The sequence below is a fragment of the Ruania albidiflava DSM 18029 genome (assembly GCF_000421225.1).
Classification (GTDB): Bacteria; Actinomycetota; Actinomycetes; order Actinomycetales; family Beutenbergiaceae; genus Ruania; species Ruania albidiflava.
Genome location: NZ_ATWL01000007.1, coordinates 35,467 through 59,374, shown reverse-complemented (window position 1 = coordinate 59,374; position 23,908 = coordinate 35,467). Strand labels below are relative to the sequence as shown.

General features: G+C 68.8%; 25 protein-coding genes and 1 pseudogene. 8 read left to right on the top strand and 18 right to left on the bottom strand.

Annotation, left to right across the window (positions count from 1 at the left end):
* Entirely contained in the window at nt 1–1,197 is a 1,197-nt protein-coding gene (locus tag K338_RS21780) for an MFS transporter (protein WP_040653526.1), read from the bottom strand.
* Nucleotides 1,198–1,223: 26 nt separating this feature from the next.
* Here K338_RS21780 and K338_RS0109975 point away from each other — a divergent pair, with 26 nt between their 5' ends.
* Nucleotides 1,224–1,727 (top strand): nucleoside deaminase, encoded by a 504-nt coding sequence (locus K338_RS0109975; protein WP_022918030.1) that lies wholly within the window; start codon nt 1,224–1,226, stop codon nt 1,725–1,727.
* Nucleotides 1,728–1,735: 8 nt separating this feature from the next.
* Nucleotides 1,736–2,971, top strand: coding sequence for a CynX/NimT family MFS transporter (locus tag K338_RS0109970; RefSeq protein ID WP_022918029.1), 1,236 nt, complete (start codon nt 1,736–1,738; stop codon nt 2,969–2,971).
* A gap of 86 nt (nt 2,972–3,057) precedes the next feature.
* On the opposite strand, the gene K338_RS21775 is transcribed toward K338_RS0109970, so the two are convergent.
* The 13 genes and pseudogenes from K338_RS21775 to K338_RS0109910 form a co-directional block, all read right to left on the bottom strand.
* Nucleotides 3,058–4,536 (bottom strand): sulfatase family protein, encoded by a 1,479-nt coding sequence (locus K338_RS21775; protein WP_022918028.1) that lies wholly within the window; start codon nt 4,534–4,536, stop codon nt 3,058–3,060.
* A complete protein-coding gene (locus K338_RS0109960) occupies nt 4,533–5,522 on the bottom strand; it encodes an aliphatic sulfonate ABC transporter substrate-binding protein (protein WP_022918027.1) in 990 nt (329 codons plus the stop codon). Before K338_RS0109960 ends, K338_RS21775 begins: the two co-directional genes overlap by 4 nt.
* A gap of 54 nt (nt 5,523–5,576) precedes the next feature.
* Nucleotides 5,577–5,939, bottom strand: a complete 363-nt coding sequence (locus tag K338_RS26415; RefSeq protein WP_281166613.1) for an ABC transporter ATP-binding protein — start codon at nt 5,937–5,939, stop codon at nt 5,577–5,579.
* Between the two features lie 67 nt (nt 5,940–6,006).
* Nucleotides 6,007–6,366 (bottom strand): annotated as a pseudogene (locus K338_RS26410) (ABC transporter ATP-binding protein); the annotation flags it as partial.
* Nucleotides 6,363–7,187: an ABC transporter permease gene (locus tag K338_RS0109950; protein ID WP_022918026.1), complete on the bottom strand. Its 825-nt coding sequence runs from the start codon at nt 7,185–7,187 to the stop codon at nt 6,363–6,365. The gene K338_RS0109950 and the pseudogene K338_RS26410, both read right to left, overlap by 4 nt.
* Nucleotides 7,184–7,507, bottom strand: coding sequence for a hypothetical protein (locus K338_RS0109945; protein WP_027286679.1), 324 nt, complete (start codon nt 7,505–7,507; stop codon nt 7,184–7,186). Before K338_RS0109945 ends, K338_RS0109950 begins: the two co-directional genes overlap by 4 nt.
* A gap of 33 nt (nt 7,508–7,540) precedes the next feature.
* The gene (locus tag K338_RS21765) at nt 7,541–7,789 is read right to left on the bottom strand and encodes a PadR family transcriptional regulator (protein WP_169579540.1); all 249 of its coding nucleotides are present in this window, start codon (nt 7,787–7,789) and stop codon (nt 7,541–7,543) included.
* A gap of 185 nt (nt 7,790–7,974) precedes the next feature.
* Nucleotides 7,975–9,492 (bottom strand): FAD-dependent oxidoreductase, encoded by a 1,518-nt coding sequence (locus tag K338_RS0109935; protein WP_022918025.1) that lies wholly within the window; start codon nt 9,490–9,492, stop codon nt 7,975–7,977.
* Entirely contained in the window at nt 9,489–10,994 is a 1,506-nt protein-coding gene (locus K338_RS0109930; RefSeq protein ID WP_022918024.1) for an aldehyde dehydrogenase family protein, read from the bottom strand. Before K338_RS0109930 ends, K338_RS0109935 begins: the two co-directional genes overlap by 4 nt.
* A 26-nt stretch (nt 10,995–11,020) precedes the next feature.
* A complete protein-coding gene (locus K338_RS0109925; RefSeq protein WP_022918023.1) occupies nt 11,021–11,824 on the bottom strand; it encodes an enoyl-CoA hydratase/isomerase family protein in 804 nt (267 codons plus the stop codon).
* 8 nt (nt 11,825–11,832) lie between these two features.
* Nucleotides 11,833–13,470, bottom strand: a complete 1,638-nt coding sequence (locus tag K338_RS0109920; protein ID WP_022918022.1) for an acyl CoA:acetate/3-ketoacid CoA transferase — start codon at nt 13,468–13,470, stop codon at nt 11,833–11,835.
* A gap of 49 nt (nt 13,471–13,519) precedes the next feature.
* Nucleotides 13,520–14,554 carry a Gfo/Idh/MocA family protein gene (locus K338_RS0109915; RefSeq protein ID WP_027286677.1) on the bottom strand — a complete coding sequence of 345 codons (1,035 nt, stop codon included), beginning with the start codon at nt 14,552–14,554 and terminating at the stop codon, nt 13,520–13,522.
* Complete coding sequence (locus K338_RS0109910) at nt 14,551–15,567, bottom strand: LacI family DNA-binding transcriptional regulator (protein ID WP_022918020.1); 1,017 nt, start codon at nt 15,565–15,567, stop codon at nt 14,551–14,553. The genes K338_RS0109915 and K338_RS0109910 overlap by 4 nt, the downstream gene beginning before the upstream one ends.
* Nucleotides 15,568–15,824: 257 nt before the next feature.
* Between K338_RS0109910 and K338_RS21760 the strand changes: the two genes are divergently transcribed.
* From K338_RS21760 to K338_RS0109890, 4 genes are read left to right on the top strand one after another with little or no spacing between them, the layout of a single operon-like run.
* Nucleotides 15,825–17,117: an ABC transporter substrate-binding protein gene (locus K338_RS21760; protein ID WP_084480918.1), complete on the top strand. Its 1,293-nt coding sequence runs from the start codon at nt 15,825–15,827 to the stop codon at nt 17,115–17,117.
* A 50-nt stretch (nt 17,118–17,167) separates the two neighbouring features.
* Entirely contained in the window at nt 17,168–18,196 is a 1,029-nt protein-coding gene (locus tag K338_RS21755) for a carbohydrate ABC transporter permease (RefSeq protein ID WP_022918018.1), read from the top strand.
* Nucleotides 18,196–19,074 (top strand): carbohydrate ABC transporter permease, encoded by an 879-nt coding sequence (locus K338_RS0109895; RefSeq protein WP_022918017.1) that lies wholly within the window; start codon nt 18,196–18,198, stop codon nt 19,072–19,074. Before K338_RS21755 ends, K338_RS0109895 begins: the two co-directional genes overlap by 1 nt.
* 48 nt (nt 19,075–19,122) lie before the next feature.
* Nucleotides 19,123–20,724, top strand: a complete 1,602-nt coding sequence (locus K338_RS0109890) for a GMC family oxidoreductase (protein WP_022918016.1) — start codon at nt 19,123–19,125, stop codon at nt 20,722–20,724.
* A 35-nt stretch (nt 20,725–20,759) separates the two neighbouring features.
* Here K338_RS0109890 and K338_RS0109885 read toward each other — a convergent pair whose 3' ends face one another.
* The 4 genes from K338_RS0109885 to fdxA are packed head-to-tail and all read right to left on the bottom strand — an operon-like array spanning nt 20,760 to nt 22,757.
* Nucleotides 20,760–21,269, bottom strand: a complete 510-nt coding sequence (locus K338_RS0109885) for a hypothetical protein (RefSeq protein ID WP_022918015.1) — start codon at nt 21,267–21,269, stop codon at nt 20,760–20,762.
* Complete coding sequence (locus K338_RS0109880) at nt 21,269–21,598, bottom strand: cupin domain-containing protein (protein ID WP_027286673.1); 330 nt, start codon at nt 21,596–21,598, stop codon at nt 21,269–21,271. Before K338_RS0109880 ends, K338_RS0109885 begins: the two co-directional genes overlap by 1 nt.
* A 2-nt stretch (nt 21,599–21,600) precedes the next feature.
* Nucleotides 21,601–22,404, bottom strand: coding sequence for a helix-turn-helix transcriptional regulator (locus K338_RS0109875; RefSeq protein ID WP_022918013.1), 804 nt, complete (start codon nt 22,402–22,404; stop codon nt 21,601–21,603).
* Nucleotides 22,401–22,757: a ferredoxin gene (gene fdxA / locus K338_RS0109870; protein ID WP_022918012.1), complete on the bottom strand. Its 357-nt coding sequence runs from the start codon at nt 22,755–22,757 to the stop codon at nt 22,401–22,403. Before fdxA ends, K338_RS0109875 begins: the two co-directional genes overlap by 4 nt.
* Nucleotides 22,758–22,826: 69 nt before the next feature.
* On the opposite strand from fdxA, the gene K338_RS0109865 reads away from it, so the two are divergent.
* Together K338_RS0109865 and K338_RS0109860 are read left to right on the top strand one after the other, a co-directional pair.
* Nucleotides 22,827–23,273, top strand: a complete 447-nt coding sequence (locus K338_RS0109865) for a cupin domain-containing protein (RefSeq protein ID WP_022918011.1) — start codon at nt 22,827–22,829, stop codon at nt 23,271–23,273.
* Nucleotides 23,270–23,902 carry a DUF2249 domain-containing protein gene (locus K338_RS0109860; protein WP_022918010.1) on the top strand — a complete coding sequence of 211 codons (633 nt, stop codon included), beginning with the start codon at nt 23,270–23,272 and terminating at the stop codon, nt 23,900–23,902. Before K338_RS0109865 ends, K338_RS0109860 begins: the two co-directional genes overlap by 4 nt.
* Nucleotides 23,903–23,908: the final 6 nt, after the last annotated feature.

Below are 23,908 nucleotides of genomic sequence, written 5' to 3'. Positions count from 1 at the left end.
TTACAGGCGTCGGCGGTCTCTTGCCTCCTTGATGACGGTGAGCAGTGCGGCTATCAGGCAGGCCGCGGCCACCACGACCAACGCCACCAGGTAGGAGAAGCCGGTTGCGAGCGCGCCGACCACTGCCGAGCCGAGGCCGGTGCCGGAGTCGAAGCCGATGTTCCACACTGTGCTGGCCAGGCGGGTGCGCCGCGGGCCGGCCCGTTCGAAGGCGTGCACCAAGGTCAGGCTCTGCAGACCGCCGTAGGCGATGCCCACCGATGCCGACCCGGCGAGCACCTGCACCACAGCCCGGCCACCCTCACCAGGCAGCGCGGTCCCGATCAGCACCAGCCCACCGGCAGCAGCGGCCAGCAACGGCCAGGTCAGGCCCGCCGATCCACGCCGGTCCACCAGACCACCGATCCACCACCGGCTCAACGTGGCCACCGTGAGCAGGACGAAGAGCCCGAGCAGCGCCAGCGCCGCATCGGCGAGCATCTGCGGCAGGAAGGTGAGCAGGGCACCCCCGGAGGCAGTGGCCAGCAACAGGATCACCACCGGCAGCACCAGTGCGCCGAGCAGTACCCACCGGCTGCCCGGTTCGCCGGAGGCGGCTCTCTGCTCGTCCGGCCCGCCGTCGTCGGTGGCCGGGCGGTTCAACCGACGCCCGAGCACCAGCGCCCACGGCACCCCGAGCACCGGCAGCGTGCCCAGGGCGAAGACGACCCCGAACCCCGCCTGCTCGGCCAGCCACGGAGCACCGGTCATGGTCAGGATCTGCGGGGCGGAGATGGCCAGCCCGTACGCGCCGATCGCCCGGCCGCGCATCAGCGGTGGGGAGAGCTCAGCGATCGCCGCCGAGCCGCACACGGTGAGCACCCCGAACCCCAGCCCGCGCACCGCAGACAGCAGCATCAGCCACCACAGCTGGCCGCTGAGCAGGAACAGCACCGACGGCAGCCCGAGCGCCAGCAGCCCGATGGTCAGCGTCACCGCCCAGCCCAGGCGGCGCAGCGACCACGGGATGAGCGTCTGGGTGGCCACTGTGGCGAGCATGAGGATGCCGTTGATCGCCCCCGCCCCAGCGGCATCCGCTCCCGCACGCACCGCCCAGAGCGGCACCGTGGCGAACAGCACACCGAAGCCGGCGAAGCTCACCGCACTCATCACGGCGACCGCCCGCATCCCCGGCAGACGCCACACCGATCCGCTCATCACAGCACCGGTCTACCATCTGCCGGATGGAGAACTCGATTCTGACCGAGCAGGACCGCGAGCACCTGCGGCACTGCGTGGCACTGGCCCGTGAGGCCCTGGCCGCCGGTGACGAACCCTTCGGTTCGGTCCTGGTGGACGCCAGTGGCGCCGTCGTGCGCGCCGACCGCAACCGGATCGCCGAAGGCGACCCCACCGCACACCCGGAGCTCGCTCTGGTGCGGTGGGCGATCGCCCACATGAGTCCTCAGGTGCGGGCTCGTTCCACGGTCTACACCTCCGGCGAGCACTGTCCGATGTGCGCCGCAGCGCACGCCTGGGCCGGCCTGGGGCGCATCGTGTACGCCTCCAGCTCTGCCCAGCTCGGCCACTGGCTGGACAGCTGGGGCATCCCAGGCCCACCCGTGCAAGTATTGCCGATCACCACTGTTGCGCCCTCAGTGCCGGTGGCGGGGCCGGACGAACGGCTGGCGGAGGAGGTCCGCCTGCTGCACGCACGCCTGCACGGCATCGGAGGCGCTGAGCTCTGAGAGGTCCCGTGTCCCGAACAGCCGCGGCTCGCACCACTGGTCAGCGTCAGCTCGGCATCGGGATCGCACTGGTGGGCATCCTGCTCATCGGGGCCAACCTGCGCGCTTCGCTGACGGCGGTGGGGCCGTTGATCGGGGACGTCCAGGCGGACCTGGGCTTCTCCTCGATGCTGGCTTCCGCCCTGGTCGGCCTGCCGCTGATCTGCTTCGCCGTGTTCTCCCCCATCGCCCCGCAGGTGGCCACCCGGTTCGGGCTGGAGCGCACGCTCGGGGCGGCACTGCTCATCCTCGCGGCCGGCATCGTGCTGCGGTCGGTCCCCTGGCTGCCGCTGCTGTGGCTGGGCACAGTGCTGCTCGGGCTGGCGATCGCGCTGGCGAACGTGCTGCTGCCGTCCCTGCTGAAACGGGACTTCCCGCTCGACGCCGGCCGCTACACCGGTGCGTACTCCGCAGTGCAGTCCGTGTTCGCCGCACTGGCCGCCGGGGTCGCGGTGCCGGTGGCCGGGTGGACGGACGCCACCTGGCGGTTGGCCCTGGGGATGTGGGCCGGGCTCGCTCTGATCGCGTTCGCAGTGTTCAGTCCCCGGTTGCGTGGCAGCACCTCGGTCAAGGCGCTCCGGCAGCCAGTCGGCACGGCCAGCAGCGCCGCCAGCAGCACCGGCGGCGAGCACCGCTGGTCCCCCTGGCGCTCCCCCACCGCGTGGATGATCACCGTGGCGATGGGCACCCAGTCCACGTTGTACTACGTGGTGATCACCTGGTGGCCGGAGATCGAGCAGGCCCAGGGGATCAGCGCGAACGCGGCCGGGGTGCACCTGAGCGTGCTGCAGCTGTGTGGGATCGTCGGCAACCTGACCACTGCGGCGGTGCTGCAGCGCTGGCAGCGGGACCAGCGCGGGCTGGTCGCAGTGCTGGTGCCACTGAACGTCACCGGGCTGGCCGGGATGCTGCTGCTACCCGCCTGGGCGTTGCTGTGGTCGATGCTGATCGGGATGGCGCTGGGCTCATGGATCGTGTTCTGCCTGGCTTCCTTCAGCCTGCGCACCCGCAACCACCGGCACGCAGCGTCGCTGTCCGGGATGGCGCAGTCCTTCGGCTACCTGCTCGCCGCCCTCGGACCGTTCGTGCTCGGTGCGCTGCACGATGTCACCGGCAGCTGGACCACCCCGCTGGCGGTGCTGCTGTGCCTGCAGCTGGTGCAGCTGGTCTCCGCCTACGGCGCGGCCCGGCCGCGGCTGGCCTGAGGTCCGGGCCGCGGCTGGCCTGAGGTCCGGGCCGTGGCTGGCCGGACCTCCCGGCCGCGACTGGCCCGGCGCCCCCAGGCCCGACCTCAGGCGGTGCCGCTGAAGTGCTGCACCCCGGTGCTCCAGTCCGGTCGTGGCGTGTGCGGGCCCTGGTAGGGCAGGTCGCCGTAGCGTTCCTGCAGCCGGGCCAGCTCGGCGCGCATCTGCGCCAGCACGTCGGCGTAGGCGGGATCGTCGACGACGTTGCACAGCTCCTCAGGGTCGCGTTCCAGGTCGTAGAGCTCGAGCTCCTCAGGGAAGCGGTGCTCGGAGGAACCCGGTGAACCCAGTCCGTCACCGTAGTAGTGGATGTACTTGTACCGCTTGCTGCGCACCCCGTAGTGCGCGGGCACGTGGTGGTTCGGGTCGTCGTGCTCCCAGTACCGGTAGTACATCGTCTCCGGCCAGTCCGGCACCTGCGCACCGCGGAGCAGGTCCCGGAAGCTGCGTCCCTGCTGAGCGGGCAGCGCCTGCTGCGGCGACAGCCCGCAGATGTCCAGGAAGGTGGCAGCGAAGTCGACGTTGGTGACCACCGCCTCGCACCGCGTGCCGGCCGGGATCTCGGCGGGCCAGCGGACCAGCATCGGCATCTGCAGCGACTGGTCGAACATCAGCCTCTTGTCGAACCAGCCGTGGTCGCCGAGGAAGAAGCCCTGGTCGGAGGTGTAGACCACCACGGTGTTCTCCGCCAGCCCGTGCTCGTCGAGATGGTCCAGCAACCGCCCGACACCGTCGTCGATCGCCTGGATGGTCTGCAGGTAGTCGCGCATGTAGCGCTGGTACTTCCACCGGGCACGGGCCTCGGTCTGCTCCGGCCCGCGGAGCTCGGCGGGGACCTCTTCCTTGATGTCGTCGCTGGTGAGGTCGTCAGCGATGGTCATCCGCACCTCCTGCACGGCCCGGCTGCGGGTGGCGTGGTCGTCGAGCAGGGTGTCCGGCTCCGGGATGGTGCCGGCCGGGTACAGGTCCTGGTGCCGGGGGTGCGGCACCCAGGGACGGTGCGGTGCCTTGTGGTGCACCATCAGGCAGAACGGCTGGTCCTGCGGCACCGAGGAGAGCCAGTCCAGACTCAGCTCGGTGACGATGTCCGTGGCATACCCGGGCACCACCCGGGAACCCTCGGCGGTGTACATCTGCGGGTCCACGTACTCGCCCTGCCCAGGGAACACCTGCCAGGCGTCGAACCCTCGCGGCTGTGCCGCCTCGGACTCCCCCAGGTGCCACTTGCCGAACAGTGCGGTGGCGTACCCGTCCCGCTGCAGGGCCTGGACGTAGGTGGGCACCCGGTAGTCGAACTCGGAGAAGATCGACGGGCAGCCGTTCACGTGGCTGTAGGTACCGCTGAGGATGCTCGCCCGCGAAGGGGTGCAGATCGAGTTCGTGCAGTAGACCGCGTCCATCCGCACCCCTTCGGCGGCGATGCGGTCCAGGTTCGGCGTGGTGTTCACCCGAGACCCGTAGGCGGAGATCGCGTGGGCGGCATGGTCGTCGGACATGATGAACAGCAGGTTGGGCCGTGCGGTCATGCGTTGACGAACTCCTCACCGAGGAAGAAGCTGGACACGTCGACCATCTCGTCGGTCTTGTCGAACTCGACGTAGAGCTCGTTCAGAGAGGTGAGCCACTCAGCGGCGGTGCCGTCCTCGATCGCATCGAGGAGGTCCTGGGAGGACAGGTTCTGCACGTGCTCCATCTCCGCAGCGATGCTCTCCTCGGGGGCATCGAGGTAGTCGGCGAGCAGGCTGGGCAGCTGGTCGTTGTTCTCCGCCGCCCAGTCCAGCGCGTCCTTGACCACCGCCTGGAACTTCGCCAGCACCTCCGGCTTCTCGGTGGCGATGTCCGGTCCGGCCACCTCGCAGGCAGGAAACTCCAGCTCCGGGAAGTCCGCGGCCACGTCCAGCTCGACCAGGCCCGAGACCCGTTGGCGGATCGTCTCGATGTGCGGGTACCAGATGGCCGCCGCGTCGATCTGCCCGGAGGTGAAGGCCGAGATGATCGTCGAAGGGTCCATGGCCACGCGCTCGATGTCATCGGTGGTCATGTCCGCGTGCTCCAGGGCCAGAGAGAGGATCATGTCGCTGCTGGTGCCCTCGGCGACGCCGACGGTCTTGCCGCGCAGCGCCGCCACGGAGTCGATACCGGGCTGGGCGATCACCCGGTCGGCGCGGCCCAGGCTGTTCAGGGAGACGACGGTGGCCTGTCCCTCCATCGGCAACCAGAGCGCTCCCGGTCCGATGTAGCCGAAGTCGATGTCTCCGGTGCCGAGCGCCTGGATCTGCAACGGGCCGTCGGTGAACTCCTCGATGGTCGGGTCGAGGCCGTGCTTGGCCCACAGGTCCTCCTGCTCGGCGATGGCCACGATGGTGGCCCCGTTGCCGTCGGCGATGAAACCGACCGTGACGGCAGTGCCGCCCTCACCGCCACCACCGGAGTCGTTGCCGCAGGCGGTGAGGGCGACGGCGCCGGCGGCGCCGAGACCGGCGCCGGTGAGAAAGGTTCGACGGGTGAACATGACTGCTCCAATGCGGTTCACAGATGATGGGGCTGGGTCGTGCTGGGGCGATGGTCAGGTGGTGAGCTCGTCGGGCTGCTGGTGGTACACGGCGCTCCACACCGTGTTCCTGAGCTCGGCGAACTCGTCGGTGAGGCGGATGTCCTCAGTACGCGGGTAGGGCAGGTCGACGTCGATCACGGCGTGGATCCGGCCCGGCCGCGCGGCCATCACCACCACACGGTTGGCGAGGTAGACCGCCTCGTCGACATCGTGGGTGATGAACATGACCGTGCGGCGTTCCTGTGCCCACGTCTGCAGCAGCTGGACCTGCATCTGCACCCGGGTGAGGGCGTCGAGTGCACCGAACGGTTCGTCCATCAGCAGGATCTTCGGGTTGACGGCGTAGGCGCGCGCGATCGCGCAGCGTTGCTTCATCCCCCCCGGAGAGGTTCTTCGGCAGGGTGTCGGCGAACCGGGTCAGACCGGTCAGCTCCAGCTGGTGGTCCACCAGGCGGCGGCGCTCGGCCTTGTCGATCTTCTGCAGCTGCAGACCGAACTCGACGTTCTGGCGCACGGTCAGCCACGGGAACAGCGCATACTGCTGGAAGATGACACCGCGTTCGGGGCCGGGGCCGGTGACCACCTCGCCGTCGACCCGCACCTGGCCGCCGGTCGGTGGCAGCAGGCCACCGGCCATGTTCATCAGCGTGGACTTGCCACACCCGGACGGGCCCACGACGGTGACGAACTCGTTGTCGGCGATGGTCAGGTCGACGCCGTCGACTGCGGTGAACGGTGTGCCGTTCAGGTCGAAGACGGCGGAGACCTGGTCGAAGTGGATCTTCGGCGTGCGGGTGGTCATCGGCGCTCCTGCCAGTAGGTGAGCTTGCGGTCGGCCAGCAGCAGCAGCTGGTCCATGATCAGCCCGAAGATCCCGATGGTGATCAGTCCGACGAAGATGGTGGCCAGGTCGTAGTAGACCTGGGCCTGCTGCATCCGGTAGCCCAGTCCCACCTGTGCGGCGATCAGCTCCGCGGCCACGAGCGTGGCCCACGAGGCGCCGAGTGCTTGGCGCAGACCGACCATGATGAACGGGACGGAGGCCGGTACGGCGATCCTGCGGAAGAGGATCCAGTCGCTGGCGCCGAGCACCCGGCCGGCGTTGATCATCGTCCGGTCGATGTTCAGCACGCCCTGGAAGGTGGCGACGATGCTGACCAGGAAGCTGGCCAGGGCGATCACGAACACCTTGGGGACCTCGCCGATACCCATCAGCACGATGGCCAGCGGGATGATGGCCAGCGGCGGGATCATCCGGAAGAACTGGGTCCACGGCTCGATCAGCGCCCGCACCGGCCGGTACCAGCCCATCACGAAGCCGATCGGGATCGCGATGCCGGCACCGATGGCGAAGCCGAGCAGCACTCGTCCCAGGCTTGCGCCGATGTCCTCCGCCAGCGTGCCGTCGGCGATCAGCTCGCCGTACTTGACCGCGACCTCCACCGGGCTCGGCAGCGTGACCGGGTTCAGCACGGACAGCAGCCACCACAGGGCGATCCCGGCGGCCACGGAGACCACCGAGACCAGGCTCCACACGTTGGTCCGGCGAGCGCGCGGGGACCGTGGGCTGGTGCGCGGCGATGCGGGTGCATCGGTCGTGCTCTCCTCCGGGCGGGCGCTCATCCGCGCACCCCGGCAGGTTCGAGGGTGCCCGCTCCGGCGGCCACGATCGCCCGCAACGACCGTTGCGTGGTCTCCAGCCAGCCGATGAACAGCGAGGTGGACTGCCAGCCGCGGTCGTGCACGATCCGGGCGACATGGTCCAGCCAGCGCTCGTCGATCTCCGGGATGTCCGGGGTGCCCCAGTGCCACCACTGGTCCTCGTCGATCTCCCGCTGGCGCTGCTCGCGGCGGAACTCCAGCTCGCGGGTGACGATGTCCAGGGCGTACTCCGGACCGAGCTGGCCGGCGAACTCCATCTGCACGATGAAGTCTGGGGACATCGGCCGGTCCGACGGCTGGTAGGGCGTGCGCGCTCACTCCACCAGGGCCGCCCGGCCCTCTTCGGTGAGCCGGTAGACCTTCGCGTCCGGGGCGCTCTCCCGGGCATCCACCCGCACACTGACCCAGCCCAGCTCGGCCAGGGTGCCCAATGCACGGTAGACCGGAGTCATGCTCGCGGCCCGGCCGTACCAGCGCCCCTCCTGGCGTAGCCACTTGCCGAGGTCGTAGCCGCTGGACGGACGCCGGGCAAGGAGTCCCAGCAGCGTGTAGTCCGGCTTCATCGTCATACTCCTCAGTTCGGGCGCCTATGACCTGTGGGTATAGGTTGCCGGACGCACCGCACCATCTCAAGAAGCTAATTCAGCCATCTGTGCATGTGCGCTATTCCGCTTGGTCATAGTGATGTGCGCCTCGCCGCCCAGCCGGCCGCAGCGGGTGGCTGACCGCCACGACAGTGCTGCGCGAGTCAGCCCGCGATCCTCGGCGCGATCCGCAGAGCGTTGGCCGCGATGGTCAGGGCGGGGTTGAGTGCGGCCGAGGACGGGAAGAAGGACGAGTCGGCAAGCCACAGGTTGTCGAGGTCGTGAGCACGGCAGTCTGCATCCAGGACGCTGGTGGCAGGGTCGTGGCCCGCAACCGCGGTGCCGCACTGGTGCGAGTTCGTCTCGATACCCATCCGCTGGGTGAACACCAGCGGATAGCCCGCTCTGCGGACGACCTTCGTCACCCGACGTACCAGCTCCGAGTGCGGCTTGAGGTTGTTCGGTCGCCAGTCGACCGCGATCCCTCGTCGCGTGACCCGGACTCGGTTCTCGCGGCGTGGCAGGTCCTCAGTAGTGAGGTAGATGTCCAGGCTGCGTGAGGTCATGAAGTCCAGCACCGGGCCGGGCACCCAGGGCCGGGCGGCCTTGATCATCGGCGTGCGCAACTTGCCGAGCATCTGGAGGTTCCCCAGCGGATAGGGCACACCCGGGCCGGCCTCGTACCAGTCGTTCAGGCCGAGAGTCTTCTGCCATGCGGTCTCGTTGCGGCGTCGCGGGTCGACAGCCACGAAGAAGGTCGAGTTGTGCACCATGTATCGGCGGCCGACCAGCCCCGAGGAGTTCGCGAGCCCGCCGGGATGGTCGGCGCCGACCGAACCGAGCAGGAGGGCAGCGGTGTTCACTGCCCCGGCGGCGAGCACGAAACGGTCCGCCTCGATGCGCAGAGACTGGCCGTCCTGCTCGGCGAACGCCGCTCGGACCACCCGACCGCGTGCCTCCAGGCGGGTGACGTGCACCCCGGTCATCAGCCGGACGTTGCCGGTGGCCAGCGCTGGCTCCAGGGCGCGGTTCTCCGCATCTGACTTGTGTCCGTGCTGGTCCGGGCACCCGTCGCTGGCGGTCGAGGCGACGCGCGCCTCCTGGGTGTCCAGGTCCATGCCGCCAGCCATGTGGAACGGGTGCAGACCGGAGCTGGCGAGCGAGTCGGCGAACGCGGCCACCCTGGCCTCGTGCTCCAACCGCGGGTACGGGTACGGGCCGGAACGGGGCGGTTCGGTCGGGTCCTCGCTGCCGTCACCGTGCACGCGGTAGAGCCGCTCGGCTTCGACGTAGTGCGGCTCGAGGTCGGCGTAACGGAACGGCCAGGCGGGCGAGGTGCCGTCGGCGTGCTCGACCTCCTCGAAGTCGCTCACCCGGAACCGGGGCAGGCAGGCGCCGTAGAACTTCGTGTTGCCGCCGACCCAGTAGTACACCCCCGGATCGAAGAGCCGTCCGCTCTGGCCGTCGATCCACTGCTCGGCGGTGCGGTAGCGCTTCATCAGGTGCATCTGCGCGGGGTCGGAGTTCTCCGGTTCCACGGGAAGGCGCTGCCCTCGCTCCAGGACGAGCACGTCGGCGCCGGCATCGCGCAATGCCCAGGCGAGGGTGGAACCGCCCATCCCGGAGCCGATGATGACGACGTCCGCCCGCACCACCTGCTCCGGGCCTGCGTCGTTGCTCATCGCGACACGTCATCCGGGGCGTCCACCCAGCGCCCGGTGCGCGCACCGACCTGGAGCTGGATGGTCTTCAGCTCGCTGAACGCGTCCAGCGCCTGCCGACCGAGCTCGCGGCCCAGGCCGGATGCGGCGAACCCGCCGAACGGCAGCTCGGGGTAGCCGTCCATCCACCGGTTCACCCAGACCGTACCGGCGCGCAGGTCGCGGGCGACCGACAGCGCTGTGTCGACATCACTGCTCCACACCCCGGCGGACAGCCCGTAACTGGTGCCGTTGGCCAGCGAGACGGCCTCTTCGGCGGTTTGGAACGTCAGGATGGACAGCACCGGGCCGAAGATCTCCTCCTGGGCGATCGTCATCTGCTCGGTGACGCCGGTGAAGATCGTCGGATCGAAGAACAGACCGTCACGACGGTTGCCGCCACTGAGCACGTTCGCACCGGCTTCTCGCCCCTGGCGCACATAGGACTCGATCACCTCAAGCTGTCCGGTGTTGACGATCGCGCCGACGTCCGTGCGCTCGTCCAACGGGTCACCGACCACGACGTGCTCGGCGCGCTTCGCGACCCGGTGGGCGAACTCATCCGCAATCGCTGCCTCGACGATGATCCGGCTACCCGAGTTACAGCACTGCCCGACGTTGAAGTAGGCGCCGAACACGGCCGCGTCCACTGCGGCGTCCAGGTCCGCATCGGCGAAGACCACCTGGGCGTTCTTCCCGCCGAGCTCGAGCTCCACCTTCTTCAGCTGCTCGCCCGCCTTCCCGGCGAGTGCCCGGCCCACACGGGTGGAACCGGTGAAGGAGAGCATGTCGATCCCCGGGTGTTCGGTGATCGCCGCACCGGCACGGGCGGCGCCCGTGACGATGTTGACCACACCGTCCGGCAGGCCCGCCTCGGCGAGGAGCGCCCCGAGCTGCAGGGTGGTCGAGGGTGTGTGCTCGCTCGGCTTGACGACGGCGGTGTTCCCGGAAGCGAGCGCGAACGGGAGCTTCTGGCTGACGATCAGCAGAGGGAAGTTCCATGGCGTGATGATGCCGACCACGCCGGCTGGTTCGCGCACCACCATCGCAAGGGTGTCCGACCCGAGAGCGTTGTGTGCATCGCCATAGTTGTGCCGGGCCAGGCTGGCCGCGTACTCCCACAGGCCGGCGGAGGAGAGCACCTCGTCCCGTGACTGCCGGATCGGCTTGCCCGCCTCCACGCACTCGGTCCGGGAAATTTCGTCCACGTTGCGGCGGATCAGGTCGGCGACCGCAGTCAAGAGCTTTGCACGGGTAGCGCCGTCCGTCTGTCGCCATTCTGCCCATGCTGCCCGGGCGGCCCGGACGGCGAGGTCAACATCCTCGGCGTCCGCCTCGGGGAACCGCCCGACCGGAACTCCATACGCTGGCGCCTCGCGGACGAAGGTCTCTGCGGACCGGGACGGCACCTGGGCCCCGTCGATCAGCATCTGCCGCTCGACCAGCTCCAGACCGTGGACATTGCTCTGCTCTGTGGTGCTCATCGTTCTCTCTCCTCCTCGGTCGCTGCTCAACGACCGGTGAACTCTGGTTCGCGCTTGTCCTTGAAGGCGCTGACTCCTTCGCGCAAGTCCTCGGTGGCCAGGCTCAGACCGCCCGCCAGTCCTTCGATCAGGTGGGGCGACGCGCCCTCGAGGGCTGCGGTGATCAGCTGTTTGGCGAGTGCGTTGGCCACCGGGGCGCTGGTGCACACGTCGGTGATCCACCGCTGCACGGTCTCCTCCAGCTGCTCGCGTGGCGCGACAGCGTTCACCAACCCCCAGTCGAAGGCGCGGGCAGCGTCGATCTGGTGACGGGCGAAGATCATCTCCTTCGCCCGGGCCGCGCCGACCAGGCGCGGCAGGCGGCCCGCGCCGCCCCAGCCGGGAACGGTGCCCAGGCCGGTCTCCGGGAGAGCGAGCCGGGCGCCGTCGACCATGATCCGAAGGTCGCAGGCCAGCGCCAGCTCCAGACCGCCACCGAACGCCAGGCCGTCCACCACGGCGATCGTGGGGCACCGCAACGCCTCCAGGGCGTTGAACACCCGGTGGCCGACGCCGATCCAGTCCCGCCACATCTGAACCGAGGACAGCTGGGAGAACAGCGTGATGTCAGCACCGACACAGAAGACCTTCTCACCGCCGGTGCGGACCACGGCGAGGCGAACCTCGGAGGCCTCGACCTCGGCCACGACGCGCTCGAGGTCGAGGAGCATCTGCGGGGTGAAGGCATTCAGCTTGGCCGCCCGGTCCACGAGGATGGTGGCCACCTGCCCAGAGTCGTCCAGGGACCAGGTGGTACGACCCTCGTCCGGGGTAGGGCTCTCAGCGCTCATGGTGCTCCTCAGTTCGTGCCGGCGGGCTCGGAGGTGGCGGCCTGCAGCCGCGGGTGCCAGGCGCGGCTGGACAGGTCCAGGGTGATCGGGCCGCGGGCGAACAGACCGGCGTCCATTGGGCGCACGTCTGGATCGACGAGCAGCTCGAAGTCGCTGCGGTCGAGCACGTCCCGCTGCAGGTCCACACCGGGTGCGACCTCGGTGACCGTGATCCCCTCGGGGCGCAGCTCCATCACGCAGCGCTCGGTCACGTACTTGACCTTCTGACCCCGCTCAAGGGCCTGCTGGCCGTTGAAGGTGACCTGGGTGACCTGCTGCACCAGCTTGGTGTGCGCGCCGTCGGTGCGGATGTCCACACCGGTGCCGGTGAGCTCGATGTCCCGCCGGCCGGCGGTGAACGAGCCCACGAACACGATCTCCGGAGCATGCGCGGTGATGTCGGCGAAACCGCCCACCCCGGCGGTCACGTGCCGCCGGCCGGGCAGATGGTGCACGTTCACGCTGCCGCCTGAGTCAATCTGCAGGAAGGACAGGAGGGTACGGTCGAAGCCGCCGCCCTGGAGCAGCGTGAACTGGTCCGCGCTCTGCATGATCGCGTCCGGGTTCTGCGAACAGCCGAAGGCGAAGTCCAGCAGCGGTATGCCGCCGACCGCACCCTGCTCCAGCACCCAGGACACCTCGGCGCCGCTCCCCTCCTCGTTCAGCACGTGCGGCACCAGGGCGGAGACTCCGAAACCGAGGTTGATCGTGTCCCCGTCCTGCAGCTCGGTGGCGGCGCGGCGGGCGATGATCTTCTCCAGGGAGAAGTCGATCGGCGCCAGGTCGCTGACCGGGCGGCGCAACTGGCCGGAGATGGTCGGGTCGTAGGCGGTGGCGGTGGCCTGCATCTGGTTCTCGTCCACCACGACGACGTCCACCAGGATCCCTGGCAGCCGCACCTTCTGCGGGTCCAGGCTGCCGCCGGTGGCCACCCGCTTCACCTGGGCGATCACCAGGCCCCCGTTGTTGTGGGCCGCGTAGGCCAGGTCGAGTGCGCCGAGGGAGGAGCCCTCATCCTCGAAGGTGAGGTTGCCGTACTCGTCGGCGGTCGTTGCTCGCACGATCGCCACGTCGGGGACGAGCGCCGAGTAGTAGAGCCACTCCTTCCCCGCCACCTCGGTAACCGTGACGAAGTCCTCGGGTGTGGTCTCGTTCATCCGGCCGCCCTGCTGGCGCGGGTCGATGAAGGTGCCGGTGCCGATGTCGGAGAGAATCCCGGGCTGGTGTGCGGCGGCGGCCCGGTGCAGCTGCCAGAGCACCCCGGAGGGGAAGTTGTAGGCCTGCACCTGCTCGCCCTCGATCATCTGCCAGATCTTCGGCGGGGTCGCCGACGAGGGACCGGACGGGTAGGAGCCGGCGACCACGCGAGTGAGCAGACCGGGCTCGGCCAGGTGGTCGATCCCGGGCATGCCGTACATGTCACCGGCAGCGATCGGGTGCACCGTGGTCAGGTTCCGCGGCTCGGTCGTCTCGGCGAACCGCTGTCCGATCCCCGCCAGGGTCGCGTCCGGACAATTCAGACCGGACGAGGAGTTGATGGTGATCACGTCGCCGTCAGCGATCAGGTCCGCCGCCTCCCGAGGCGTCAGGAACTTCACTTTCTGCATCTGCTTTGGTCCTTCGGCTGTCTTCGTGGCTGGGGATGTCGGATCTGGTTCAGGGAACGTCGCGCGGGTCGACGGCGTGGCCGGTGCGGGCGGCCCGCTCCACGGCGAGGGCCACACGGACCGCGTTGGCACCGTCCTGCCCGGTGGCGGTGGGTGCGCCGGTGCCGGTGACAGCACCGGCGAACGCGGTGAGCACGATCTCGTAGAGGTCTGCGTCAGTGTCCACGGCCACCTCTTCGGTGCCTGCGGCAGTGGTGAGAGTGATGCTCCCGGAGGCATCCTGGGTCATCGCGTCGTGGACGACGATCGTCCCTGCCGAGCCGAGGACCTCGAGTCTGGTGGTGTCGTGCGGGACGGTGAACGCGTCGTGGGTCTGCGCCAGCCGGGCACGGCCCTCCGGGCCGGAGTAACGCAGCACGGTCATCACCGCGTCCGGCGCCTGCCCGCCGCCTTCAGTCCACTCGTTCTGCCGCACGGCCAGCGCGCTCACCGTCCCGGGCAGGCCACCGAGCAGCGGGTTGAGCACCGAGGCGTCGTGGCAGGTGATGTCGAGGATCACGCCCGCACCCTGTGCTTCGTCGGCCGACAACCGCCAGGTGCGGAGCCGTTCCGGAAGCTCGACGGCGTGCATCACCCGAGCGCCGAGGAGGTTGCCGATACGTCCGCTCGCCACCAGCTCACGGGCCTTGACGTGCAGAGGGCTCCCCGGCAGGTGATGGTTGGCGGCGAGGACCACGCCCGCCGCCTCGGCCTCGGCAACCAGCTGGTCGGACTCTCTCGCGGTCAGCGCGAGCGGCTTCTCGCAGAGCACGTGCCGTCCCGCCCGGATAGCAGCAAGCGCCTGCTCGTAGTGCTTGGTGTTGGTCGAAGAGATGTACGCGGCGTCGACGTCCCTCAGCCCTTCGGCCAGATCGGTACCACAGCGGGCCACCTGATGCTGGGCGGCCCACCGACGAGCATGGCCTTCGTTCCCGCTGACCACGCTGGCGGGGGCATGGTCGAGCGCGCGCATGGCAGGAACCATCCGGGTGGCCGCGATATCGCTGGCGCCTAGAAGCGCCCAGCGCAACGTTGATGTGCTCATGAGGTCTCCATTCGTGGCCGCCACAGGCCGGTCGAGGCCCGGATGCGCAGCTCTGGTTCTTCGAGGACGGTGCGCGGTGCCGGGGGCTCGCCCCCGAGATAGCCGAGAAGCAGTTCGGCGCAGCTACGGCCGACCTCCTCGGAACGAGTCGCCACCGTGGTCAGTCCAGGCACCTGTCCGGCGGCGATACGGATGTCGTCGAAGCCGGCGAGCGCGATGGAGCGCCCCGGCTCCAGACCGCGCTCCCAGAGTGCGACGTTCACCCCCATGGCGATCACGTCGTTATAGGCGACGACAGCGTCAGGGAGAATGCCGGCGTCCAACAGCTGGCTGACGGCCTGTGCCCCACCGACGGTGCTGGACGGAGAGTAGATCGGCGGGAGGTCGATGCGCACATCGTCACCCGCGCCGGCGAGGAGACCCTCGACCCGCTCCCGCCGCGAGGACGTCTCCTGCCCGCCGACGAACGCGAGGTGCCGAACCCCAAGCGAACGAAGGTGCTCACCAAGCATCCGCCCAGCGGACACGTTGTCGGCACCCACGTAGGGCCGGCCACCGCCTAGGTGCCGGGTGAACAGGACGGTGGGCACGTGCTGCGAGTCCAGCGGCGCCAGGGACGCCTCGGTGGTACCCAGGGCCGGCAGCAGGCAGACGCCGTCCACCCGCCGCTCGACCATGGCCGACAGCGTCCGAGCCTGCCGGTCGAGATCGTCTCGGGTGTAGCCGATGAACAGCGTGTACCCCTGCTCATGCACGTCATGCTCGAACGCCATCGTCAGCTCGGCGAAGAACGGGTTCGAGAGATCGGTCATCACCAGGCCGAGCGTCATCGACCTGGACTGTCGAAGATTGGCTGCCGCGCGGTCATAGACGTAGCCGAGCTCGACGATGGCCTCACGCACCCGAGCAGCCGTGGTCGGCGCCACCCGGGGGCTGCCGCGCACCACCAGGGAGGCGGTAGCACGCGAGACACCAGCGTGCCGGCTCACGTCCAGCAGTGTCACCCGCGGCATTACAGCCCCTTCGTTGGTCGAGCAGCTCGTTATCGGCCTGTCGTCTTCACGGTAGCAAACATCGTCAGATCGATCTACCAATGATCTCATCGGAACATTCCCGCTATTCTCCGCGGTTTTATGGCATCACGGCCCCTCGACTGCTTGGCAGACCTGCTCGAGTGTGCTTTCATAAGATCGATCTACTATAAGATCGATCTACATTGGTCGATGCGCCCGACGATCCCCAGATCCGCACGCAGCTCAAAGGAGAAGCCATGATCAACCGCAGAATCCCCGCACTACTGGGAACAGCAGCTCTGCTGTCGATGTCGGTCGCAGCCTGCGCCGCGAACACCTCCGAGGCCGACAGCGAGGGAGGCAGTGGCGGCGACACGCTCGAGATCGTCTCCTGGTGGACGTCGGGCTCCGAGGCCGCGGCCCTTCAAGTGCTCTTCGATGCCGTACAGGAACAGGACCCCGGCCTGGACGTGGTCAATGCGGCTGTCTCCGGCGGTGGCGGGTCGAACGCCAAGCAGGCCCTCAACGCCCGCCTGCAGGCTGGCGACCCGCCGGACTCCTGGCAGCTGCACCCGGACGGTGAGCTGACCAGCTACGTCGCCGGCGGCAACGTCGCCGATGTCTCGGACCTCTGGGAGGAGAACGGCTGGGCGGGTCAGATGCCCGCCGACCTCGCGGCGCTGCAGCAGGTCGATGACGCGTACTACACGGTGCCAGTCGGTGTACACCGCGGAAACGTGCTCTGGACCAACCCGTCTGTGCTGGATGACGCGGGCGTGAGCATCGACGCCGAGGACAGCCTGGACGACCTGGTCTCTGCGCTGGAAGAGGTGGACGCCTCCGGCACGACCGCGGTGTGCCTGGGCGACAAGGACATCTTTGCCGCTGGTCAGCTGCTGGAGTCGATCATCATCTCCAGCATCGGACCGGAGAACTGGAATGGCCTGTTCACCGGCGAGTACCCGTTCGACTCTCCAGACGTACGCACCGCGGTGGAGACGTACGGACACCTGCTCGAGCTGGCCAACTCCGACCACTCGGCCCTGACCTGGGACGAGGCCGCACTAAAGATGGCGGACGGTGACTGTGCCGTGACCCTCATGGGCGACTGGGCCTACGGCGAGCTGGTCAACGCAGGCAACGAACCCAGCGACGACTTCGCCTGGGTGCCGTTCCCGTCCACCCAGCCCACGTTCGTCTACGTGGGCGACGGCTTCTCCCTCCCAGCGGACAACATCTCGAACGAGGGGGCCGCCGAGCTGTGGCTGACCACGGTCATGGATCCGCAGGTGCAGACTGACTTCGCGGTCGAGAAGGGGTCGATCCCGGCGCTGAGCACCGCGGACGTCTCCGTCCTCTCGGACTACCAGCAGTCCGCAGCCGAAGACTTCCAGAGCCTGCCGATCGTCTCGTCGCTCGCGCACGGGCAGGTGACCACCGCCGAGCTCTCCCAGGAGTACGCCGACGCTGTGACCGCGTTCAACGGCAACACCAACGTGGACGCCTTCATCTCCACGATGGCTGCTGCCCAGCAGAGCCAGCTCGACTGAGCCCGCTCAGCCGAGAGCTCGACACCGCCCTCGAGTCGAAGGGTCTTCCCATGACTGCTCCCCCCACCACCGGCCTGGCGGCGCCCGAGCGCGCCCCAGGCCGGGGCCGGGGCCCGCGCGAGACGTTCAAGCACTCCAAGCACACTCTCGCCCGTGCCCGGCATGCTCGCCTGCTGTTCGCGCCGAGCCTGCTGATCAGCTTCTTCTTCGTCTACCTGTTCATCGGGACGACGCTGTACATCTCCTTCTCCAACTGGCGGATCGGCACCAGCCGCGACCTCACGTTGCAGAGCCCGTGGTGGTCGACCTACTCCAAGCTCGCTGAGGAGATGCGGTTCCAGGCGGACATCCGTAACGTCGTCGTCTTCACGGTGCTGTTCCTGGCGGTGGCGGTGATCGCCGGCCTGGTAGCGGCGCTGCTGATCCACCACGTGGCAGTGGGAAGAGGCCTGTTCCGCGCGGTCTTCATGCTTCCGTACGCACTCTCGTTCATCGTCACCGGTGTTGCTTGGCGCTGGATCTTCAACCCGAACACTGGCGTGAACGAGATCCTGCGCTGGTTCGGCATCGAGAACCCTCCGGGCTGGACCACCGACACCAGCATCCTGCTCGCACTGAACAACCCGACCGGAGCCGGTCCACTGAAGATCGAGCTGGGCATCCCGGTGGCGCTGATCCCCATCGTCCTGGCGGCAGCCTGGCAGCTGATGGGCTTCGCGATGGCGATCTACCTCGCTGGCTTGGGCTCCATCCCGGAGGAGCACCTCGAGGCCGCCCAGCTCGACGGCGCAGGGGTCTGGAAACGACTCCGGCACGTCGTGCTGCCCCAGCTGAAGCCGTCGACGATCACCGCGCTCGTCCTCCTGCTGCACGTCGCCCTGAAGATGTTCGACCTGGTGGTGGCGATGTCCGGTTCCGGACCCGGATTCGTCACAGACGTGCCCGGCATCTACATCTACGACTACCTCGGAAGCCGCTATGACAAGGCGTCGGCCGCCTCGATGGTGCTCCTGGTGATGACCCTGGTGTTCGTGGTGCCCTACCTCATCCGGAGCTACCGCAGAGGAGGAGACTCCTGATGTCAGCCCCGACCATCTCCACGGCCGAGCCAGCACGACGCCGTCGTATCCGCTCGGAGAGGCGCTGGCCCAGGACTCGCGGCGGCTGGGCCGTGCTCGTGCTCTGCACGCTCGGTTCGCTCGCGATGCTGGTGCCGCTCTACGTCATCCTCACCACTGCACTGTCCGGCGAGGACGGTAGCCCCGGCTTCTTCCTCACCTTCCCCTCGGAGGCGAACCTCGACTCGTTCGCCGAAGCCTGGGAGCTGCTGCACGGCAGCCTGCTCAACTCGCTGCAGATCACGATCCCTGCGGCGGCGATCTCGTGCCTGATCGGATCGTTCAACGGCTATCTGCTCAGCAAGATCCGGTTCCGCGGCGCGAACGTCCTCTTCATTCTCCTGCTGATCGGTATGTTCATCCCGTTCCAGGCGATCATCATCCCGATGTTCCAGTTCCTGTCCACGATCGGGCTGCAGGGCTCGCTGGTCGGGTTGATCGTGGTGCACATCATCTACGGCATCCCGATCACCACCCTGGTCTTCCGGAACTACTACATCGTGGTCCCGGACGCGCTGATGGAGGCAGCATCGCTCGACGGGTGCGGCGTCTTCTCCACCTACACCAAGGTGATCCTCCCGCTGTCGGTGCCCGGCTTCGTGGTTGCTGGCATCTTCCAGACGACGAACATCTGGAACGACTTCCTGTTCGGGCTGATCTTCACCTCGCCGGAAGCCTGGCCGGCAACAGTCACGCTCAACAACATGATCGGCACCACGACCGTGGACTACTCCCAACTCATGGCCGGTGCCGTCCTGGTGGCCCTGCCGACCGTGCTCATGTACCTCTTCCTCGGCAAGTACTTCGTCCGCGGCCTGACCGCGGGGGCCGTCAAGTAGCGACCCCTCAGAACGCAGTAGCCACCCCGCACACTGAAGGATTCGTCCATGACTATCGATCGCTTTGACTACATCGTAGTGGGTGCCGGTGCTGCCGGGTCGCCAGTAGCCTCTCGGCTCAGTGAGGACCCCGACAGCTCCGTGCTCCTCCTCGAGGCTGGTGGCCGGGACTGGAACCCGCTCATCCACCTCCCGATGGGGTTCACCAAGCTCACCACCCCGGATGTCAACTGGGGCTTCTCCACCATCCCGCAGAAGCAACTCAACAACCGCCGGATGCACTACCCGCAGGGCCGCACCCTGGGTGGAAGCACCTCGATCAACGCGATGATCTACATCCGCGGTGCTGCCTCCGACTACGAGATGTGGAAGTCCCTCGGCAACGCGGACTGGGGCTACGAGGACGTACTGCCTTTCTTCCGCAAGGCGGAGAACAACGAGCGGCTCAATGACCGGTACCACGGCTCAGGCGGGCCGATGAACGTCACCGAGCAGGCCGCTCACAACGAGCTGAGCAAGGCCTACGTGCGGGCCGCCCAGGAGCTCGGTCTTCCGTACAACCACGACTTCAACGGTGCCAGCCAGGACGGCGTGGGCTACTACGACGTCACCCAGCGGAACCACCGCCGCGAGAGCGCAGCCACCGCCTACCTCCGTCCGGCGCGGAACCGACCCAACCTCACCATCTCCAGCCGCTCCCAGGGCACCCGCCTGATCGTCGAGAACGGCCGTGTGATCGGCCTGGAGTACCTGCGCAAGGGAGAACCGCGCATCGCTTATGCCAACCGGGAGGTGATCCTGTCCAGCGGCGCCATCAACTCCCCCCGGTTGCTGCTGCTCTCCGGGATCGGACCTGCCGCGGAGCTCGAGGCACTGGGCATCGAGGCAGTACATGACCTTCCCGGGGTCGGCAAGAACCTTCAGGACCACATGGACGTCTACCTGACGGCCCGGTCCACGCCGGTCAGCTACAACGAGTCCGACCGTCCGCTGAAGATGCTCGGCGCCGGGTTCCAGTACCTGATGAACCGGACAGGACCTGCCACCGCGACGGTGTGCGAGGCAGGGATGTTCGTGCGAAGCAGCGAGAATCCTGAAACACCCGACATCCAGATGCACATCCTGCCGGCCTTTGTGATCGACCACGGCCGCCAGCGCGTCCGCGGGCACGGGTTCACGATCAACACCTGCCACCTACGCCCGCGCAGCATCGGGGAGGTCACGCTCGCCTCGTCCGATCCCACTGCGGACCCGAACATCGACCCCAACTTCCTGGACGATCCCTACGACTGGAAGCTGTCTCTGGAGGCTTTCGAGTGGGGGCGCGAGATGCTCGCTACCCGCGCCTTTGCACCGTTCGTAAAGAGTGAGCACATGCCCGGCGCCGCGGTGCAGACCGATGCGCAGAAGCGGGACTACGTCCGAAAGTGGGCCAAGACCGACTACCACCCGGTCGGCACCTGCAAGATGGGTTCCGATCCCATGGCAGTGGTGGACACGGATCTGAAAGTGCATGGTCTGCAGGGCCTGCGTGTGATCGACGCCTCGATCATGCCCACGTTGATCTCGGGCAACACCCAGGCCACCTCGATCATGATCGGCGAGAAGGGGGCGCACCACGTGCTCAGCTCGCCCGGCGCAGCCGGCTGATGCGATCGCGCGGTTGTGCCGACCAGCGGGAGGACTCAGCGCAGGTGCGCGAGCACGATCCCCACGGGGATGCTCACCACCAGCAGCACCAGCAGGCCGAGGTAGCCCCAGCCGAGCAGGCGCCGCCACCGGTCCTGTGCCCGCACCTCGCTGCGCCAGCCGGACAGGGCCACCAGGGCGAGCAGCAGCGCGAGCACGAGCAGCGCGCTGCCCACGTCCACACCGAGCGTGCGGTCGGTGAGCGTGCCGGCGATCACCGCGGCGTTGCCGAGGTTCCAGGCGAGCAGCACGGCCCACGCGCTCCTGCCGTCGGTGGGGCGAGCGAGCACACCGGGCACCCAGCCGAGCGCCAGCTGGCCGATCCCGCCGACCAGCACCAGGTAGGCGGCGGCCCAGCTGCCGTGGACCAGGTCGAGCGGTCCGGTGACCGCGGCCACCAGACCGCCGGCCACGATGCACAGGTAGCCGGCGGCGATCAGTGCCCACGACGGCGCCGCTCGCCCGGGCAGGGTCTGCGCACCCGGTCGAGGTGGGGAGAGGGTCATCAGCCGGTGACCAGGGTGAGCAGCACGGCGGCGTCCTCCAGCGCGAGCAGGTCGTGGCGCCGGTCCGGGATGACCAGGTGGTCCCCGGCCGACCCCTCCCAGGCATCCTCCCCGGCGGTGAGCCGCACCCGGCCGACGAGCACCTGCAGCGTGGCCTCCTTGGGGCTCTCGTGCTCCCCGAGGCCGTGCCCGGCAGCGAGCGCCATCACCGCCTGCCGCAGGGTGCGTCCCTGCCCGCCGACCACGGTGTGCGTGCTGCGTCCGCTGCCCGCCGCACGTGCGGCAGCCACCTGGGCGGTGGCGACGTCGGTGAGGTTGTCTGCTTGCATCGTCACGCTCCGGTCTGCGTCTGGGGGGTGGTGCTCAGGTGCACCAGGCATCGGTCAGGTTCGACGAACGGGTCCAGGGCGTCGGCCTGCACGGGCGCACCCCAGGCCTCCAGCGCACCGCGCATCAGGCCCAGGTGCACCGGGCAGACTATCCGCTGGTGCGCGTCGGCCAGCTCCAGGAACGGGCAGTGCCGCACGCTCAGCGGCGGTACCGGCTCGCCCCGCTCGCCCGGGCGAGCCGCTACGCCACCGGTGCCCGCGGCATCCCGGTGAGCTCCGCCGTCGGACTCTGCTGCTACGGCAGGCTCACACTGACCACCCCGGTGAGCTCCGCCGTCACGCTCGGGAGCGAACCCATAGGCATCCAGCAGGTCGACGAGCCGGTCCACGGCCTCGCTGACAGCAGTGATCGGGTCGGCGGAGGTGGCGGCCAGGCGGTGTCCCCACCGCCGACCCGCCTCTGTGGCGCGCTCCGGGCCGTCCGGATCGGCGAGCAGCGCATCGGAGAGCACCCCCGCGAGCAGCTGGTAGAACCTCGGGCCGCCGGGGTCCATCCCGCGCACCGCACGGAACGCCTGGGCGGGGCGGCCCGGTCCGGAGCGGACCTGGGCTGCCCGTTCCACCTGCCCGGACGCGAGCAGCGACTCCAGGTGGAACCGGACGGTGTTCTTGTGCACGCCCAGGGCGTCGGCGATCTCGGCGCTGGTCAGCGGGCGGTGGGCGTCGGTGAGCGCCCGCAGCACCTCCTGGCGGCGAGAGGAGACCGGCACCTCTCCCTCGTCCGGTTCCGGTGGTGGGATGCTCATCCAGCGGCCGCCTCGCCCTGCGGCGGCACCGAGGCCACCAGCGGGGTGTCCACACCGAGGTGCCCGATCTTCGCAGCCCCGCCGGGTGAGCCGAGCGGCTCGCTGCGGCCGGGCAGCACCGTGGAGAAGAACGCGTCATTGTCGGCGAGGTAGGGTTCCAGCTCGCCGGGCAGGTCGTCCTCGTAGTAGATCGCCTCGACCGGGCACACCGGCTCGCACGCACCGCAGTCCACACACTCGTCCGGGTGGATGTACAGCGAGCGCCCGCCCTCGTAGATGCAGTCCACCGGGCACTCGTCCACACATGCCCGGTCCATCACGTCGACGCAGGGTTGACCGATCACGTATGTCATGTCCTAGAGTTTACACAATTCGTCGTTGTGCAAACTAGTGCCCAGCGCTCGATTCCTCAGGAGATCCTCATGAAGCTACGCACCGCAGCCGACGCCGCTGTCCGCCAACCCCCGCTGCCGGACAGCCCGGTGATCAGCGTGTTCTTCGGTGACGCGGACGACCCGGGCGACCTGGGCCTGCTGAAGGTGGCGGTGCCTGCCGGCGCCGGGATGCCGCCGCACCGCCACCACGGCTCGGACGTGATCCTCATCCCGGTGGCCGGGTTCGTGCGGATCGTCAAGGGTGAGGAGCAGATCGACGTCTACCCCGGGGACGCGGCGTTCATCGACAAGGACGAGGCGGTGTCGCTGACCAACCCGGGCAGCCAGGACGCGCAGGTGTTCGTGGCGGCCGGGCCGGCCTCGTTCGTGCGCACAGTGCTCGCCTGGGCTGCGGTGGACGCGGCCACCGAGGACACCTCGGCCCGCGAGGACGCGAGGGACGAGGACGCCGAGCCGGTGGCTGAGGCTTCGTGAGCCGGCCACCGGCCGGGGAGGTCGTCGACGGAGTGCTGGACCTGCGCGAGCTGCCCAAGGTGGAGCGGCACCCGGCGGTGTTCACCGCCTATGACGAGCTGGCCGTGGGAGAGTCTCTGGTGCTGGTCAACGACCACGACCCGGTGAACCTGCGGGACCAGCTGGAGCGCGACTACGGGACGGGCTTCGGCTGGGAGTACCTGTCCGAGGAGGTTCCCGAGTACCGGATCCGGCTCACCAAGAACGCCTCCACTCCCCTGCCGCGGGTGCTCGCCGACACCACCGAGATCGCATCCGGGACCGGCGAGCGCGGGCTCGGCGGCGCGGTGTTCTCGCTGCGGATGCGTGAGCGGGACCTGGACTCCAACGTGATCGCGCTCGAACCCGGTGGGGCGATCGCCGAGCACTGGGGGCCGGACGTGGACGTGCTGGTCCACGTGCTCGCCGGATCCGGGCACCTGGACACCGAGACCGGCGTGGTGGACCTGGCGCCCGGGGTGCTGCTCTGGTTGCCGAGACGGTCCCGGCGGGCGTTCCGGGCCGGGCCACAGGGACTGCGCTACCTCACCGTGCACCGGCGGCGGGAGGCGCTGGTGCTGCAGGCCTCGCGGCCGCCGGGGGCGCCGTAGGGGTTG